Source organism: Cellulomonas sp. (assembly GCF_035634735.1).
Lineage (GTDB): Bacteria > Actinomycetota > Actinomycetes > Actinomycetales > Cellulomonadaceae > Cellulomonas.
Genome location: NZ_DASQCJ010000002.1, coordinates 55,606 through 71,706, shown reverse-complemented (window position 1 = coordinate 71,706; position 16,101 = coordinate 55,606). Strand labels below are relative to the sequence as shown.

General features: G+C 77.0%; 20 protein-coding genes. 4 read left to right on the top strand and 16 right to left on the bottom strand.

Annotated features, from left to right (window positions below):
• Positions 1-31: 31 nt before the first annotated feature.
• Both VER05_RS00460 and VER05_RS00455 read right to left on the bottom strand, forming a co-directional pair.
• Entirely contained in the window at positions 32-592 is a 561-nt protein-coding gene (locus VER05_RS00460; protein ID WP_324843441.1) for a dienelactone hydrolase family protein, read from the bottom strand.
• Between the two features lie 50 nt (positions 593-642).
• Complete coding sequence (locus tag VER05_RS00455) at positions 643-1,215, bottom strand: pyridoxamine 5'-phosphate oxidase family protein (protein ID WP_324843440.1); 573 nt, start codon at positions 1,213-1,215, stop codon at positions 643-645.
• Positions 1,216-1,392: 177 nt separating this feature from the next.
• Here VER05_RS00455 and VER05_RS00450 point away from each other — a divergent pair, with 177 nt between their 5' ends.
• On the top strand, positions 1,393-1,818 hold the full coding sequence (locus tag VER05_RS00450) for a pyridoxamine 5'-phosphate oxidase family protein (protein WP_324843439.1): 426 nt from the start codon (positions 1,393-1,395) through the stop codon (positions 1,816-1,818).
• A gap of 13 nt (positions 1,819-1,831) precedes the next feature.
• Here the strand turns inward: VER05_RS00450 and VER05_RS00445 are convergent, their stop codons facing one another.
• Complete coding sequence (locus tag VER05_RS00445; RefSeq protein ID WP_324843438.1) at positions 1,832-3,313, bottom strand: FGGY family carbohydrate kinase; 1,482 nt, start codon at positions 3,311-3,313, stop codon at positions 1,832-1,834.
• A 40-nt stretch (positions 3,314-3,353) separates the two neighbouring features.
• The gene (locus tag VER05_RS00440; protein ID WP_324843437.1) at positions 3,354-4,460 is read right to left on the bottom strand and encodes a DUF418 domain-containing protein; all 1,107 of its coding nucleotides are present in this window, start codon (positions 4,458-4,460) and stop codon (positions 3,354-3,356) included.
• A 117-nt stretch (positions 4,461-4,577) separates the two neighbouring features.
• Here VER05_RS00440 and VER05_RS00435 point away from each other — a divergent pair, with 117 nt between their 5' ends.
• The gene (locus VER05_RS00435) at positions 4,578-5,678 is read left to right on the top strand and encodes a DNA glycosylase AlkZ-like family protein (RefSeq protein WP_324843436.1); all 1,101 of its coding nucleotides are present in this window, start codon (positions 4,578-4,580) and stop codon (positions 5,676-5,678) included.
• A gap of 22 nt (positions 5,679-5,700) precedes the next feature.
• On the opposite strand, the gene VER05_RS00430 is transcribed toward VER05_RS00435, so the two are convergent.
• The 6 genes from VER05_RS00430 to VER05_RS00405 are packed head-to-tail and all read right to left on the bottom strand — an operon-like array spanning position 5,701 to position 8,268.
• Positions 5,701-6,291, bottom strand: a complete 591-nt coding sequence (locus VER05_RS00430) for a hypothetical protein (RefSeq protein ID WP_324843435.1) — start codon at positions 6,289-6,291, stop codon at positions 5,701-5,703.
• On the bottom strand, positions 6,288-6,857 hold the full coding sequence (locus tag VER05_RS00425; protein ID WP_324843434.1) for a DUF6286 domain-containing protein: 570 nt from the start codon (positions 6,855-6,857) through the stop codon (positions 6,288-6,290). Before VER05_RS00425 ends, VER05_RS00430 begins: the two co-directional genes overlap by 4 nt.
• The gene (locus VER05_RS00420; protein WP_324843433.1) at positions 6,854-7,228 is read right to left on the bottom strand and encodes a hypothetical protein; all 375 of its coding nucleotides are present in this window, start codon (positions 7,226-7,228) and stop codon (positions 6,854-6,856) included. Before VER05_RS00420 ends, VER05_RS00425 begins: the two co-directional genes overlap by 4 nt.
• Entirely contained in the window at positions 7,221-7,403 is a 183-nt protein-coding gene (locus VER05_RS00415) for a DUF2273 domain-containing protein (RefSeq protein WP_217614830.1), read from the bottom strand. The genes VER05_RS00420 and VER05_RS00415 overlap by 8 nt, the downstream gene beginning before the upstream one ends.
• On the bottom strand, positions 7,403-7,783 hold the full coding sequence (locus VER05_RS00410; RefSeq protein ID WP_324843432.1) for a hypothetical protein: 381 nt from the start codon (positions 7,781-7,783) through the stop codon (positions 7,403-7,405). The genes VER05_RS00415 and VER05_RS00410 overlap by 1 nt, the downstream gene beginning before the upstream one ends.
• Positions 7,780-8,268 carry an Asp23/Gls24 family envelope stress response protein gene (locus VER05_RS00405; protein ID WP_324843431.1) on the bottom strand — a complete coding sequence of 163 codons (489 nt, stop codon included), beginning with the start codon at positions 8,266-8,268 and terminating at the stop codon, positions 7,780-7,782. Before VER05_RS00405 ends, VER05_RS00410 begins: the two co-directional genes overlap by 4 nt.
• A 154-nt stretch (positions 8,269-8,422) precedes the next feature.
• On the opposite strand from VER05_RS00405, the gene VER05_RS00400 reads away from it, so the two are divergent.
• Positions 8,423-8,971, top strand: coding sequence for an RNA polymerase sigma factor (locus tag VER05_RS00400; protein ID WP_324843430.1), 549 nt, complete (start codon positions 8,423-8,425; stop codon positions 8,969-8,971).
• Positions 8,962-9,507, top strand: coding sequence for a hypothetical protein (locus VER05_RS00395; RefSeq protein WP_324843429.1), 546 nt, complete (start codon positions 8,962-8,964; stop codon positions 9,505-9,507). Before VER05_RS00400 ends, VER05_RS00395 begins: the two co-directional genes overlap by 10 nt.
• A gap of 39 nt (positions 9,508-9,546) precedes the next feature.
• Here VER05_RS00395 and VER05_RS00390 read toward each other — a convergent pair whose 3' ends face one another.
• The 6 genes from VER05_RS00390 to VER05_RS00365 all read right to left on the bottom strand — a co-directional run bounded on the left by VER05_RS00390 (position 9,547) and on the right by VER05_RS00365 (position 16,015).
• Complete coding sequence (locus VER05_RS00390; protein ID WP_324843428.1) at positions 9,547-10,278, bottom strand: NYN domain-containing protein; 732 nt, start codon at positions 10,276-10,278, stop codon at positions 9,547-9,549.
• 54 nt (positions 10,279-10,332) lie between these two features.
• Complete coding sequence (locus tag VER05_RS00385) at positions 10,333-11,640, bottom strand: family 1 glycosylhydrolase (protein ID WP_324843427.1); 1,308 nt, start codon at positions 11,638-11,640, stop codon at positions 10,333-10,335.
• Positions 11,637-12,521 carry a carbohydrate ABC transporter permease gene (locus VER05_RS00380; protein WP_324843426.1) on the bottom strand — a complete coding sequence of 295 codons (885 nt, stop codon included), beginning with the start codon at positions 12,519-12,521 and terminating at the stop codon, positions 11,637-11,639. The genes VER05_RS00385 and VER05_RS00380 overlap by 4 nt, the downstream gene beginning before the upstream one ends.
• Entirely contained in the window at positions 12,521-13,489 is a 969-nt protein-coding gene (locus tag VER05_RS00375; RefSeq protein WP_324843425.1) for a sugar ABC transporter permease, read from the bottom strand. Before VER05_RS00375 ends, VER05_RS00380 begins: the two co-directional genes overlap by 1 nt.
• A gap of 73 nt (positions 13,490-13,562) precedes the next feature.
• A complete protein-coding gene (locus VER05_RS00370; RefSeq protein ID WP_324843424.1) occupies positions 13,563-14,819 on the bottom strand; it encodes an ABC transporter substrate-binding protein in 1,257 nt (418 codons plus the stop codon).
• 158 nt (positions 14,820-14,977) lie between these two features.
• A complete protein-coding gene (locus VER05_RS00365) occupies positions 14,978-16,015 on the bottom strand; it encodes a LacI family DNA-binding transcriptional regulator (RefSeq protein WP_324843423.1) in 1,038 nt (345 codons plus the stop codon).
• Positions 16,016-16,101 lie beyond the last annotated feature (86 nt).

Here is a 16,101-nt window from a genome sequence, read left to right as displayed (position 1 = left end):
ATGGTACGAGCGCGCCCGCCCGCCGGCGGCGTCAGTCCAGGCCGTCGAGGAACGTGAGCACCCGCTCGGTCGCGAGCTCGGCGCAGGCCGGGTCGTGGTCGGGGTGCCCGGCCTCCGCGAACAGGTGGCCCGCGCACGGGTACACGAACAGCTCCCCGCCGAACCCGACCAGCTCGTCCTCCGCCTCCGGCTCGCGCCACGGGTCGCCCTCGGCGACGTGCGCCTGCGCGGGGACCTCGTCCGGCCAGGTGGCGTCCCACCACGACGGGGCCACCGCGCCGTAGAGGAAGAACGCGCCCCGCGCGCCGGGCCGCGCGAGCGCCTGCTCGCCCGCCCGCGCCGCGCCGAAGGACATGCCGCCGTACGCGACCTCGGCCGGCAGCCCGGCGACCGCCTCGGCGGCCCGGCGCGCGAACACGTCCTCGCCCACGGACTCCACGAACGCGACGCCCTCGGCCACGTCGGCGAACGTGCGGCCCTCGAACAGGTCGGGCGTGTGCACGGTGTGCCCCCGCTCCCGGAGCAGGTCGGCGAACCCGCGGACGCCCGCGGTCAGGCCGCCGGAGTGGTGGAAGAGGACGACGTCGGCCATGCGGCGAGGCTACGCGCGGACGGGTGCCGTCCGACAGGGGTCCCGGCGCGTCACGGCGCGACGCGCCGGGCGTGCCAGCCCGCGGCGTCCCGCGCGGCGACCACCCGGTCGTGCGGGTCGGCCGCCAGGTCGAGCCGGTCGACCCGGTCCACGACGACCTCGACCCAGGCGAACCGGTCGAACCACGCCGCCTCGTCCTCGTCCTGGCCGACGGCGCCGTCCCCGGCGACCGGCGCGCCCGGGGGCGTCGTCGTGGCGTACCCGCGGCGGCTGCGCGCCCCGAGCCCGTCCCACCGGCGCCGCCGCTCCCCGGGATCGGTCACGACCGCCGCGCGGCCCGCGAGGCGCACCTGCACCTGGGCGTCGTCGTCCCACAGCACCAGCGCCACCCGGGGGTCCGCCCGGAGCTCGCGCACCTTCGCGGACCGCCCGTCCGTCGCGAACGCGAGCACGCCGCGGCCGGGGTCCCAGGCGCGCAGGATCACCGAGCGCACCTGCGCGGCGCCGTCGGCGGACGCGGTGGCGAGACCGGCCAGGGTGAACCCCGTGCGGCGGGTGGTCGCGGCGCCGAGCGCGGCCCAGACCGGGCGGAGCACGGGCGGCAGGTCGGGGGCGGTGTCCACGGCGCTCCTCGGGGTCGGGGGGTGCCAGCATCGCGCGGCCGGGGCGGGCGGGCGCGCCGGGACCGGCCGGACGGGCGCGGCGGGGTGCGGCGGGGCGCGGCGGTTGCGGTGCCCGGCCGCCGCCGGTGGGATGGAGGCGGACGACGCCGCCGACCGCCGCCGACCCGAGAGGCCGTGATGAGCACCGACGCCACCCTGACCGCCGAGGACCTCGACCTGCTGCGCCGCCCGCTGCACGGGTTCCTCACCGTCGCCGCGGGGCCCACGCCGCCGCAGCCGCGCCCCGTCTGGTTCGAGGTCGCCGACGACGGCACCGTGCAGCTGTTCAGCGAGGCGGACGCCCTCAAGGTCCGGCGGCTGCGCCGCGACCCGCGCGCCTCGCTCGTCGTCGCCGCCCCGGTCGCCGAGCGGGAGCACTGGGTGGCGATCGCGGGCCGGGTCACGATCGAGCCCGACGGCGCGCACGAGCTCGCCGAGCGGCTGGCGCACCGGTACTGGGACCTCGACGACCCCGCCCGCCGGGCGGACCTGGCGGGCGTGCTCGCCGACGACCAGGTCCGGCTCGTGCTGCACCCGGAGGACGTGCGGCGGCTGGTGTACTGACCGCCGGCGCGGCTCAGCCCCCGACCAGCGCGTCGTACGCCGCACCGAACCGCGCCGCGCGGTCGGCGTAGTGGTCCGCGTGCTCGGCGCGCGGCTCGTACGTCGCCCCGGTGGCGCGCGGCGCCCGCTCGACGTCGGGAGCGAGGACCCCCAGCGCCAGCAGCGCCGTCCCGCGCTGCGTCGCCCGCTTCCGCGTCACGTGCGTGACCGGCCGGCCGAGGACGTCCGCGAGGACCTGCAACCACCCCGGCTGCTCGCCGCTGACCCGCCCGGAGGCGGCGACCTCGACCACGTCGGGCGCCGCGGGGTGCAGCTCGTCGGCGACCCGCGCGTACGTGAGCGCGACGCCCTCGACGATCCCGCGGTACAGGACGTCGGGGGTCGTGGCCGCCGAGACGCCCGTGAACGCGGCGCGGGCCCCGCCCGCCCAGCCCGGCGCGCGCTCGCCGGTGAGGTACGGCAGCACGAGCGGCGTGCCGTCCGCGGGCGCGGCGGCGAGCACCGGCGCGAGGTCCTCGCCCAGCCGCAGGGTCGCCTGCGCCCAGCTCACCGCGCGGCCGACGTCGTTGATCGCCCCGCCCAGCAGCGTCCGGCCCGCCTCGACGCGGTAGTTCCACAGCCCGAAGGGCAGCGGGTCGGCCGGCCCGTCGAGCAGCACCCGGAGCGCGCCGGAGGTCGCCGTCGACGCGGTCATCACGGTCGCGTCCGTCGCGCCGGACCCGACGTTGCTGGCGTAGCCGTCGGTGACCACCGGGAACCAGGCGGCGCGGGCGAGGGCGGGCCAGCGGGCCGGGGCGACGGGCGTCGCGGGGGCGGACGTGTCGCGCGGCGGGGAGAACGCGCCGGGCCCCGCGCCCGCCGCCGCCAGCAGCTCGGCGTCCAGGGCGCCCGTGCGCCGGTCGAGCAGCCCGGTCCACGCCACGGTCGAGGTGCCGGCCAGCGGCTCCCCCACGAGCCGCGCGTACACGTACTCGCCGAGCGACCACCACGCGGCCGCGGCGGCGGCGACCCGCGGCTCGGCGGTCGCGAGCCAGCGCAGCCGGGGCGCGTGGTAGCTCGTGTGGATCCGGGTCCCGGTGCGCTGCTGCACCGCGCGCTCGTCCAGCTCCGCGCGCAGCGCGGCCACGGCGGCGGCGCTGCGCGCGTCGGCGTACGTGAGGCACGGGGTCAGCGCGCGGCCCGCGGCGTCGACCGCGATCAGGGACGCGGCGAACGTGTCGAGCGCGACGCCCGCCACGCGGGTCCCGAGCCTCCGGTCACCGGCCACGGCGTCCAGCACCCGCCCGACCTCGTCGACGACCTGGTCGGGGTCGATGACCGAGGTGCCGTCCGGCGCGACGGTGAACGCGTGCGGCACCTTGTGCTGCAGCCCGTGCACCGGACGGCCGGCGGCGTCGTGCACGCCGCCGCGGGTCGCGGTGGAGCCGATGTCCATCGCCACCACGAGGGGGTCGAGCGCGTCCTCGAGGGCGACGTCGTCACTGGTCCGGGCCATCGGGGTGTCCTCGTCGTCGGCGGCGCGGGTGCCCTCGAGCCTAGCCGCGGGCCGGGCGCGGCTCCTGCCGAGCGGCGGGGTCGGCGCGCAGGGGCACCGCACGCCACCAGGTCGCGCACCGCAGCGCCCACTCGACCGGGCCGTACGCGCACCGGCGCAGCCACAGCCGGCTGAGCACGGACTGCGCGACGATCAGCGGGACGCACAGCAGCACCACCGGCGTCACCGTCGCCATCGACCCGAAGTCGACCACCCGGGCCGCGAGCGCCAGGACGACCGCCGCCCCGACGTACCCGCTGAGCGCCATCCGGCCCAGCGGCTCGAAGAACCAGGCGATCGCGCGCCGCGCCGGGGTGCGCCAGAGCAGGGCCAGCCCGGTCGTCCAGAGCACCGCCACCACGAGGCCGGCGACCCCGCCGGCGGTGGTGAACCGCGGGTCGCCGGGCTGGGTCAGCTGCCACGCCAGGGCGGGCACCGCGAGCACCGCGGCGGCGGCGCACACGAGCGCGACGCCCCGGGTGCGGGTCTCGAGCGCCCGGGGCAGCCCGTACGCCGCGGCCCCCGCGCCGGCGAGCACCAGGCCGGGCGTCGCGGCGAGCCCGCCGCCCGCGAACGCGTACGCCGCGCCCGTCAGCACCACCCCCAGGCCGAGCACCACCCCGCGGGGGGCGAGCGCCACGACGGGCAGGACGAGCAGGCCGACCACGCCGTACTCGACGAGGATGTTGCCCGGGTAGACGGCCATGAGCGCCGCGCCGATCAGCGCCACCGCCGCCATCCGCCGCGCGGGCACCACCCAGGCCCGTGCCGCGCGCCGCCGGGCGCCCGACAGCACGAACCACAGGCTCATGCCGAACAGCAGCTCGAAGATCGGCACGAACCGGGTCTGCACGGCGAGGTGCAGCGCGTCGCGGACCGGGTCGGCGACGGCGGCGCCGCCCGCGCGGTGCATCGTCACCTCGGTGAGGTCGACGGCGTTGACCAGCAGGATCCCGAGGAGCGCGAACCCGCGGAGCGAGTCGAGGAACCGCCAGCGGGTCGGCTGCGGGCCCGGGGCGGGCGGGGCGGGTGCGGCGGCTCCGGCGGGCACGGCGGGGGCGGGCACGGCGGGCGCGGGGACGGCGCGCGACGGGGACGGGTGCGGCATGCCCCCAGGTCACCACCACGGGCGACCCGCGCGGATCCGCCCGCGGGACCGGCCCGGGCGGGCGGGGTCCCCCCGCGGCACGACCGGGTGTCGGTCCCCGGTCCTACGCTGGCGGGCATGACGATCTCGTCGGCGCAGGCGCTGGCGTGGCGGCTCGGCCGGCAGCACCTCGGTCCCGGCGCGGCGACCGCCGCCGACGTCGTGCGCCACCTCGGGGCGGTCCCCGCCTGGTCCGGGGACCCCGACCTCGCGGTGCGCCGGCGGCTGGCCGACCCGGCCCCGGACGCCGTCGCCGCCGCCGTCGCCTCGGGCGAGCTGATCCGCACCTTCGCCCTCCGCGGCTCGACGCACCTGCTCGCCGCCGACGAGGCGGGCGTGCTGCTCGCCGTCCGGACCGCGAGCCGGCAGTGGGCGCTGCGCAGCTGGCAGGAGCACTACGACCTCCGGCCCGACGACTGGCCGGCGCTGCTCGACGCGGTCCGCGCCGCGCTCGCCGACGGCCCGCTGGACCGCGAGGCGTTCGCCGCCGCGGTGGCCGCGGTCCCGCGGTTCGCCCACCTCGGGCCGGCGCTGCTGCACCCGAGCATGACGCTGCTCAAGCCGATGGCCTGGCACGGCGAGCTGTGCTTCGGGCCGGCGGTGGACGGCCGCCCGACGCTCGCCTCGCCGGCCGCGAGCCCGGCGTGGCGCGGCCTGCCCGACCTGGACGAGGCGGGGCGCAGGGCCGTCGCCGGCTACCTCGCCGCGTACGGGCCCGCGACCCGGGCGAACCTGCACTACTGGCTCGCCGACGGCCTCAGCGCGGGCCGCCGGCGGGTCGAGCGCTGGACGGACGAGGTGCTGGCGGACGCCGCGGCCGAGGTGGCCGTCGACGGGGAGCCGGCGCTGCTGCTGCGCGAGCACGTGGCCGAGGTCGAGGCGGCGGAGCCGACCGACGCGGTCACGCTGCTCGCCGGGCACGACCAGTGGGTGCTCGGGCCGGGGACCGCCGACACCCGGGTCGTGCCCGCGGCCCGACGGCCGGGCGTCACGCGCGGCGCGCCGCTCGTGCTGCGCGGCGGGGTGGTGGCGGGGACGTGGGCCGCGCGGCCGGGGGCGGTCGAGGTGACGTGGTTCCCCGAGGCCGGGGCGCCCCCCGCCGACGCGCTCGCGGCGGAGGCCGCCCGCCTGGGCGGGCTGCTCGGTCACCCGGGCGACCTCCGCCTGTCCGTGGGCTGACGGGCGGGCGCCGGCGCCGCGGTCAGGCCACCGGCCCGCGCGCCCGACGCCGGCCGACCCGCAGCCGCACCCGCCCGGCCAGCGGCGACCCGAGGACCCCCGCCGCCTCGCGCAGCACCCGGTCGACCAGCGCCGCCACCTCTGGCAGGTCGACCCGGGCGTCGACCTTCACCTCCCCGGCGAGCACCAGCCCCGCGCGCTCGCGCCGCACGGCGAGCCGGGCGCCGCGGACCCGCGGGTCCGCCTCCAGCCGGTCCTCCGCGCCCCGGGCCACCGCGCCGGGATCCACGCGCAGCCGCTCGCCGGTGCGCGACCCGGGGAGCGCCTGGTCGGGCAGGCCGCCCGGCGGCAGGTGCCGGAGCAGCCAGAGCATGCCGAGGACGACCAGCCCGACCGCGGCGACCGCGCACGCACCGGCCCACCAGGAGCGGCCCGTCGCCGTGACCGCGCCGCTCACGTCCACCGTCGACGGGTCGAGGCCGACCGACCCCACCCGGGCCCCGGACGTCCAGCCCGCGCCGGCGGCGAGCGCGAGCCCGCCCGCGACGAGCAGCACCAGGCCGAGCACGGTGAGCACCGTGCGGTCGAGGCCGGTGCCGCGCCGCGCGCTCACCGCCCGGCCCCGCTGTCCCGCACGGCGACGCGCACCCGCGGCACCGGGTCGAGCCCGGCCAGCCGGTCCTCGACGGCGGAGCGCACCTCCTCGGCCAGGCCCGGCGACCCCGTCCCGAGCACACGGACCTGCACGGCGCGCGCCGTCGCCGTCGACGCGACCCGCAGCACCCCGTCGACGTCCTCCGCCGTCGCGGACGACAGCCGCGCGACGTCCTCCGGACCCAGCCGCGCGGCCGGCGCCTCGCGCAGCCCCACGTCGGCCGGGCCACGCCGCCACGCGGCGACCAGCAGCAGGAGGCCCAGCAGCGCGAGCACACCGCCGACCACCGCGACGGTGGTGTCGACCGGGCGGCCGTCGACCGCCCGGAGCACGCCGGGCAGCCACGCCTGGGACGGGCGCAGGCCCAGCCGCGACGCGGCGGCCAGCGCCTCGCGCGCCAGCACCAGGCCGGCGAGGACCAGCAGCACCGCCAGCACCACCCCCAGCACCCGGGCGGCGCCCGCGCGCCGGGCCGGCCGCGCCGCCGGGACCGGCGGGGCCACGTGGGCCGCGGCCGCGCTCACGACACCCTCCGGCGCGCCTCGGTCGCGGCCACGACGGCCTCGACGGTGACGAGCACGTCGTCGACCCGGACCCCGACCAGCCCCTCCAGCTCCGCGCGCACCGCGCCCGCGACCCGCGCGGCGACGTCGGCGGCCGGCTCGGGCCAGGCCCCGGCCACCCGCGCCGCCACCCGCACCCGCCGGCCGGCCACCTCGACGTCGACGTGCGGGAGGTCCGTGCCCACGGGACCCCGGCGGACCGGCGTCGAGGCGCGCGCGGCCGCGCGGTGGGCCACCCGGGCCACGACGCGGTCCGCGATCGTCACCCGGCCGCCGACCGCGTGCGCCGCGGTCGGCACCTGAGTCCGCGCGGGGACCAGGACGTCAGCCACGGCGCCGCCCCCCGAGCACCGCCCCGAGGTCGATCCGCCCGTCGGCGTGCGCCCCCACCACCAGGCCGAGGCCGCCGAGCACCAGGGCCAGCAGGAAGCCCACCAGGCCGCCGGTGGTGATCGCCACCGCCAGCAGCAGGCCGGCCAGCAGGCCGGTCGTCGTCATCGAGCTCATCACGCGTCCTTCCCGGTCCCGCGGTGCGGGACCTGCGACCCGCGGGGCTGCTGCCCCGCGGGGTCCACGTCCTCGACGTGCACGTGCACCGGCGACCCGTCCCCGGCGGCCGCCGCGACCGCGGCCCGCACCGCGGCGGCGGTCCCCGGGATCGGCAGGTCGGCGACCACGACGACGTGCACGTGCACGCCGTCCGGCGCCAGGCGCACGCCGGCGACCCGCTCCCCCGCCAGGTACGTCCCGACCTCGCCGAGCGGGCCGGCGCTGAGCCGGACCACGCCCGGCACCGCGAGCGCGGCGGCCCGCACGGCGTGGGCGGCCGCAGCCGCCGGGTCCGCCGCCGGGTCCGCCGCCGGCGCCGGCAGCGCGCGCCCGGTCACTGGACCCGCGGCTGCGCGGGCTCGCCGTCCTGCTCGTCGTCCTGCGGCAGCCAGACGTCGTTCACGCTGACGTTCACCTCGATGACGCGGAGCCCGGTCATCCGCTCGATGCCGGTGACGATCGAGCGGCGCACCGCCTCCGCCACGTCGGCGATCGCGACCCCGTACTCCGCCACGATGTCGACGTCGACGGCCGCCTCGGACTGGCCGACCTCGACGCTGACGCCCTGCGAGTAGTTGGTCGACCCGCCCGGGATGCGCTCGCGGAGGGCGCCGAAGGCGCGCTGGGCGCCGCCGCCGACGTCGTGCACGCCGGCGACGTCGCGCGCCGCGATCCCGGCGATCTTGCTGACCACCGTGTCGGCGATCGTGGTGGTCCCGCGCTCGGTGCTGAGCGCGCTCGCGGCGGCGCGGGTGCGGTCCTTGGGCGTCAGCTCCTGGGCGTCGTTCACGGTCCCGGCCTGGGCGGGCGTGGTGCCGGTCATGTCGTCCTCCTCGTCCGGCGCGGCGGCCCGGCCCGCCGGTCGCGGGCCCGGATGGCGGCTCGGCCGCACCGTCCTGACACGTGTGGGTGCCCGCGGCGGCCGGGTCGTCACGGTGCGGTCGCTGTGATCTGGGTCACAGGCTAGGTTGGCGCCCGTGAGGCCCGGTGAGCACGACGCCGAGCTGGTCCGGCGCGCACGGCTCGGCGACCGGGACGCGTTCGCGGCCCTGGTCGAGCGGCACGGCGCGGCCATGTACCGGTACGCCCGGCGGATGCTGCACGACGACGGCGCGGCCGAGGACTGCGTCCAGGAGGCGCTCGTCTCCGCGTGGCTGTCGGCCGACCGGTTCCGGGGCGAGGCGGCCGTCCGCACCTGGCTGTTCGGCATCCTGACCAACACCGTGCGGCGCCGGGTCCGGACCGAGGCGCGGCACCCGGCGGCCCCGCTGCCCGAGGAGGCGGCGCTGCCCGCGGCCCCGGGCGACCCGATCTCCGCGGTCGAGGCCGCCGACCTGCGCGACGCCCTCGAGATCGCCCTGCGGGAGCTGCCCCCGATGCAGCGGGCGTGCTGGATGCTGGTGGAGGTGGAGCGCATGCCCTACGCCGACGTCGCGCGGGTGCAGGCGACGACGGTCGACGCGGTGCGGGGTGCGGTGCACCGGGCGCGGACCACGCTGGGGAGGAGGCTGGCGCCATGGCGGTAGACCGCGACCCCTCCGGCCGCCCGGAGGACCACGACCACCCGGACGAGGTGGTCGCGCGCGCGGCCGGCACGCTGCGGGAGATCACCGACGCGGGCTGGGTCCGCGCGCGCGAAGCCGTGCTCGAGCGGGTCCGGCGCACGCTCCGCCCGGGTCCGCACGTCGCCGGGCGGAGCGCGGACGGCCGGTTCACCGTCGCGACGCCCGTGCTCGTCGACGTGCTGCGCCGCGCGGTCGACGGTGCGACGCCGGCGCGGGTGCTCGACGTCCAGGTCGACGTCGCCCCCGACGCCGAGCTGGCCGGCGTGGCGCTCCGGCTGAGCGTGGCCTACGGGTCCCCGATCGGGCCGGACGCCGCGGCCGCGCGGTCGGCGGTGCTGGCGGAGGTCCAGCGGACGCTCGGCACGGCGCTGGTCCCGGAGCGGGTGACGGTCGACGTGCACATCGCGGACGTGCACGTCACCGAGACCCGACCGCCCCGACCCCGGGGACGAGAAAACCCGACCCCAGAGGGGCCGGGTGGTGTGCCGCCAGCGTAGCCGTCGGCATCGCCCCGTGTCACCGCGCCTCGAGCGACGTCACCAGGGCGACGGCTTCGTCAGCGCCCCGACCCTCGACGGGAGCTGGGCCCGGGTCAGGTCCTCGGCCCGGAGCTGGCACCACCAGTGCGCGCCGACTCCGTCGTCCGGGCGTCCCGCGAGCTTGCCCGCGAGGTAGTTGCGCGAGGGGTTGACCAGTCCGACCGGGATCCGGGTCCGCGCGTGCTGGACGGGATAGGCCAGATCCGAGTCGTTGCTCACCACGACGGCGGCGTCGATGCGCCGCTCGTACAGGTCGATCAGCAGGTGCGACGCCACGTTCACGTCGGAGCCCTTCTCCTCACGTCGCGCCACCGACGCCATGAACGTGGCGTCCGGGGCGCCGGCCCCCGCGCCGTCCTTCACCATCAGCGGCCACTGCGGGTGCGCGAGAACCGGCTTCCCTCGCGGCCCCGCGACCGCCAGCGGGGCGCAGGACACGCGCGCGACGTACTGGCCCATCGACAGCTCGTCGACGGAGCCCGACCGCTGCAGCGCGCGGAGGTACGTGTCCTGCTCGCGCTGCCCCTCCGGGTTGCCCGCCCCGCTGATCCTGGCGCTGCAGTACACGACTCGGGCGATCGAGGCGTCGGTCCACCCCGGCCGCCCCGCGACGAGGTGCGCGGCCAGGGCCCGGAGGTCCAACCACCGCCACCCCGGGGTCGACCGGCCGCAGAGCCCGCGCGCGCCGTAGTACAGGTTGAACCCGTCGACGTAGACGCCCACCCGCATGCGACGGACGCTAGCCGCGCTCGGCGACCACTCAGGGACGCCGCCGTCCCGCCGTCACGCCGCCCAGCGGCGCTCCGCCTCCGCGGGCGCCCCGTTGGCGCGGGCGTCCGTCGCCAGCGCGCGGTAGGTGTCCGCCACCGGCGTCCGCCGCCGGTCGAGCCCGCCCGCGCCGTCCTCGACCAGGTCCCACAGCCCCATCGTCAGCAGGTACTCCTCCCGCTCGGCCGTGCCGTGCCGGTACGTCCACTCGTACATGTCGAACACCGGCCACCAGGTGTAGCCGACCACCCGGTGCCCCACCGAGCGCAGCGTGCGGATCGCGGCCACCGACTCGTGCAGCCAGGCCACCCGGTCCGCGACGGGGGCGGTCACGGCGGTCTCCGTCAGCATGACGGGCGCCCCGTGCCGGCGCTCGGCCTCGAGCAGCACCTCCACGAGACCCGCGACCCCGGCGTCCTGCGCGGGGCGGGGGTCGGCGAACCCGCCGCCGTGGTGCACGCCCTCCTCGAACACCTCGGTCGAGATGCGCGGGTAGTAGTTGACCCCCATCACGTCCGGCCGCACGGCGTGGTCCGCGAACCACGCGAGCGCGTCGTCCGACGTCCCGTGCGCGCGCAGCACGCCGACCAGGGGGTGCGCGTCGTCCACGCGCCCGGTCACCAGGTCCTCGACGAGGTGCGCCTGGTGGGTCAGGCGCTCGGCCTGCGCGCGGTGCTCGCCGTGGACGTCCCCGGCGTACCGCATCGAGGCGTCGACGTGCATGAACGTCGCCCGGTCGCCGAGCACGTCCGCGATCCCCCGCTGCGTCCGGACGAAGCCCTCGCCCAGCGCGCGGACCATCGTCGTCAGGCCGGCGTCCCCCGTGAGGTAGGGCGGCCAGTAGCCGTACACGCCGCAGAACAGCGCGTGGATCATCGGCTCGTTGACCGGCGTGTAGTCCGTGACCCGGTCGCCGTAGCGCTCCGCGAACGCGACGCCGTACTCGGCCACCACCTGCGGGTAGTCGGGGTGCGCGAACTGCCCGTCGAGCCACAGCGGCGTCCCGTAGTGCAGCAGGTCGATCACCGGCCGCAACCCGAGCTCGCCGAACCGGTCGACCACCCGGTCCACCCAGGACCAGTCCCAGACCCCGCGCCCGGGGTTGACCCGGTGCCACGGCACGCCCCAGCGCAGGAACGTCGCCCCGGCGTCCGACGCCAGGCCGAGGTCCTCGGCGTACCGCGCGTAGTGGTCGGTGAGCGCGTACTCGTCGATCGGGCGCTCGCCCGGGCCGCCCTGCGGCACGAACGTGTCCTCGATGCCGAGCCCGAAGTGCAGGGCCCCGTCCTCGAACCAGCGGCCGCCGGCCGCGACCCCCGTCACTTGAGCCCCGTGGTGGCGATGGACTCGATGAACTTGCGCTGCACGAGCATGAAGGCGAGGACCAGCGGGACGACCGCGACGAGCGCGCCGGCCATCATGACGCCGTACGGCACGATGCCGCCGGGGCCGGTGAGCTGGGTGAGTCCGGATGTGATGGTGCCCATCTCCTGTTGCGTCGTGAAGACCAGCGGCCAGAGCAGGTCGTTCCAGTTGTTGACGAAGATGTAGATCGCCAGGGTGAGGATCGCGGGCCGGGCGTTCGGCAGGACGATCTGCCAGAACACGCGCAGCTCGGACGCGCCGTCGATGCGCGCGGCGTTGTCGAGGTCCCGCGGCAGGCCGATGAAGAACTGCCGCAGGAAGAAGATGCCGAACGCGTCGGCGGCGCGCGGGACGATCAGGCCCGCGAACGTGTTGACCCAGCCCAGGTCGGTGACGATCTGGTAGACGGGGATCAGCGTCGCCTGGAACGGGATCATCAGGGTCGCGATGATCGCGATCAGGAGCACCTGCCGCCCCCGGAAGTCGATCCGGGCGAGCGCGTACGCGGCCAGCGCGTCGAACGCCACGGCGAACAGCGTGACGCCGCCGGCGAACAGGAAGCTGTTCCCGATCAGCCGGGCGAACGGCAGGTCGGAGAAGATCCGCTCGAAGTTCGCCATGGTCCAGGCGTCGGGCAGCAGCGTCGGCGGGTAGGCGTTGACCTCCGCCGTCGGCTTGAACGCGGTGAACAGGACGATGAACAGCGGCAGCAGGACGATCAGCGTGGTGACCGCGACGGCGGCCGTCATGAGGACGGTCGAGACGCGGACGCGGCGGCGCCCGGCCCGCACGGCGGGGCGCTGCGGCGCGGTGGCCGGCGCGAGGGTGGCGGCGGACATCAGGACTCCTTCTCGCGGCGCCCGAAGAACACGAACTGGACGACGCTCAGCACCAGCGTCGCGAGCAGCAGGACGTAGGACAGGGCGGAGGCGAACCCGAGCTCGAGCTTCCGGAAGCCGGACTCGTAGATCTCCATGACGACGGTCTGGGTGTTCCCGTAGGGGCCGCCGCCGGTCATCACGTAGATCTGGTCGAACGCCTGGAGCGCGGCGATCATCGCGAAGATCAGGACGAACGCCATGGTGCTCGACAGCATCGGCAGCGTGATGTGCCGGAACCGGGACCAGGCGCCGGCGCCGTCCATCTTGGCGGCCTCGTACAGCGAGCCCGGGATCTCCTGGAGCCCCGCCATGAAGATCACCATGTAGAAGCCGAAGTTCTTCCACACCGCGACCAGCGCGACCGCCGGCATCGCCAGCGTCGGGTCCTGCAGCACGTTGCCGAGGTCGATCCCCATCCCGCGCAGCCAGTAGTGCAGCAGCCCGACCTGCGGGTCGATGAGGTACGACCAGGCCAGGGCGGCCACGGCCAGCGAGATGATGAACGGCAGGAACAGGGACGTGCGGAACAGCCCCCGGAACGGCAGCCGGTCGTTCGTCAGCAGCAGGGCCAGCGCGAGCGCCACGATCACGGCGGTCGGGGTGAACAGCACCGCGTAGACGACGGTGTTGACGACCGCGTCGCGGATGTCGGCGTCCGTGAAGATCCGGGCGTAGTTGTCCAGCCCCACCCACTGCGCCTCGCCGAAGCCGCTGGCGTCGGTGAACGAGAGCTGCAGCGCCGAGATCATCGGCCAGGCGACGAACACCGCCATGATGAGCAGCGCCGGGGCGAGGAAGGCGAGGGCGGCGCGGTTCCGGCGCCCGCCGGTGCGCGTGCGCTGCAGGCTCCGGTCCGGGCGCCCGCCGAGGGGGGCGGGGGCACGGTAGGCCCGCGTGCGGGATCCCGTCGCGTGCGCGGTGGTCATGGGGCGGTACCTCTCGGGAGTGAGGCCGTCCCCGGGGTCGCTGCCCCGGGGACGGCCGGTCCGGGTGGGTCGGTCAGTCGTCCAGCGCGGCCTGGATCGCGGTCTGCGCCTCGGCGAGCAGGTCGTCGACCGGCTCGCCGGCCATCGCCCGCTGGGTCAGGTCGTCGACGGCCGTGAGCACGTCGGTGCTGTTCACCACGCCGGGCAGCAGCGGGCGGCCCAGCTCGGCCTGCTCGGTGAGCGCCGCGACGACCGGGTTCTCGTCCACCTCGTCGGCGGCGACGTCGGTGCGCAGCGGGGGCCAGCCCGAGCCGAGCGCCCAGGCGACGGACTCCTCGCGGGACAGGAAGTAGGAGAAGAACTCCTGCGCGGCCTGCTGCTGGGCCTGGTCGGCCTGCCGGGTGAGCGCCATGGAGACGCCGATCGCGGACGCGGCCTGCGCCTCGGGGCCGGCCGGGATCGGCGCGATGCCGTAGTCGATCCCGTTCTCCTCGGAGACGGTCGCCATCCACGGGCCGCCGATGTACATCGCGACCCGGCCGCTGCTGAACAGGCTGTCGCCGCTCACGCCGTCGACGCCGGTCGGGCTGATCTTCCCGGCGGTGATCGCGTCGTGCCAGAACTCGAGCGTCTCGGCGTTCTCCGGGGAGTCGACGACCGCCTGGCCGTCCTCGACGATCGCGCCGCCGTTGCCGTAGAACAGCGACGGCCACACCCCGTTGCCCACCGTGGCGTGGTCGGCGAGCGCGAGGCCGTACTGCTCGGGCGTGCCGTCGCCGTCCTGGTCGACGGTGAGCGCCTCGGCGGCGGCGACCCACTCGTCCCAGGTCGTCGGCACCGCGACGCCCGCGGCGTCGAACAGGGCCTGGTTGTAGAACATCGCCAGCGGCACGAAGCCGGTCGGGACGCCGTACGCGGTGCCGTCGACCGTCACCATGTCGAGCGCGCCGGCGTTGAGGTGGGGCGTGGCGTCGTCGCCGGCGTAGAAGTCGTCCAGGTCGACGAACGCGCCGCGGTCGGCGTACACCGGCAGCCGCTCGGCCGGCATCGCGACGATCTCCGGGCCGTTGTCCGCGGAGAGGGCCGGCAGGAACGTGTCGTCGATGACGTCCCAGGGGTTCACCTGCGTGGTGATCGTGATCTCGCCGTCGTGGGCGGCGTTGAAGTCGTCGACGATCTGCTGGAGCACGTCCCCGTCGGCCTCGGTGTACCCGTGCCAGAAGTTCAGCTCGACGGGGCCGTCGGAGTCGGAGGAACCGCCGCCGGAGCAGGCGGCGAGGGCGAGCGCCAGGCAGACCGGCGCGACGACGAGGGCGGGGGTGCGCTTCATTGCGTGGTGTCCTTTCGGGATGAGCCCGCTTACAACGTTGTAAGACAACGTTGTAAGTGCGATCTTGCGGGGCGGGGCGGCGGCGTGTCAACCCCGGCGCCGGGTGACCGCGCGCGCCGGCGGCGGCCGCGCGGCGACCGGCGGCGCGGAGCCGCGGGTCAGGAGCCCGTCGACTCCCGGACGACCAGCCGGAATCCCGGCGCGATCACGCGGGGCTCGAGCTCGCCGCGGGCGCGGTCGTCGATCCGCTCGCGCAGCAGCCGCACCGCTTCGCGCGCGATGTCGTGCCGCCCGGGCTCGACCGTCGTGAGGCTCGGGAAGGTGTACCGGCCGTCGGCGACGTCGTCGAACCCGACCAGCGCGACGTCCGCCGGCACCGCCACCCCGCGCTCCTGGAGCGAGCGCAGCGCCCCGAGCGCGAGGTCGTCGTTCATCGCGAACACCGCGTCCATCCGCACGCCCGCGTCCAGCACCCGCGCCATCGCCTCGGCCCCGCTGCTGCGGTCCCACGTCTCGATCGGCACCACCAGCGCGTCGTCGACCTCGAGCCCGGCCGCCTCGATCGCGGCCCGGTACCCGGCGTACCGCAGCGCCGCCACGCCCGTCTCCTCCGCGGCGTGCGCGCCGAGCAGCATCACCCGCCGCCGCCCGAGCCCGAGCAGGTGCTCCGTCGCGGCGCGCGCCGCCGCCTCGTGCTGCATCGTCACGTGGTCGACGGGGCCCGGGAACAGCGGCTCGCCGAGCACCACCAGCGGCCGGCCCGCCGGGTCCGGGGTGACGTCCTCGTGCGTGAGCCCGAGCGGGGCGAGCAGCAGGCCGTCGGTCAGCGACAGCCGGGGGTTCCGCAGCGCCTCGAGCTCGCGCTCGCGCAGCCCACCGGTCTGCTCGACCAGGACGACCAGGTCCTGCTCCGCCGCGACCCGGATCACCTCGTCCGCGAGCTGGGCGAAGAACGCCTGGCTCAGCTCGGGGACCGCGAGGCCGATGACGCCGCTCCGACCGAGCCGCAGGTTCCGGGCGGCCAGGTTCGGGCGGTAGCCGACCTGCTCGACGGCGGCGAGCACCCTGGCCCGGGTCGCCTCCCGCACCTGCGGGTGGTCGTTGAGCACGTTGGACACGGTCTTGAACGACACGCCCGCCACCTGCGCGACGTCGCGCAGCGTCGGGGCGGCCCTGCCCTCGGGTTCGATCGCCACGGGAGCGAGGTTACAACGTTGCAACCGACGACGGGGGGCCTCCGCGCGCGGCGCCGGACGTGTCGCAGACCTGCGACACCGCTGCG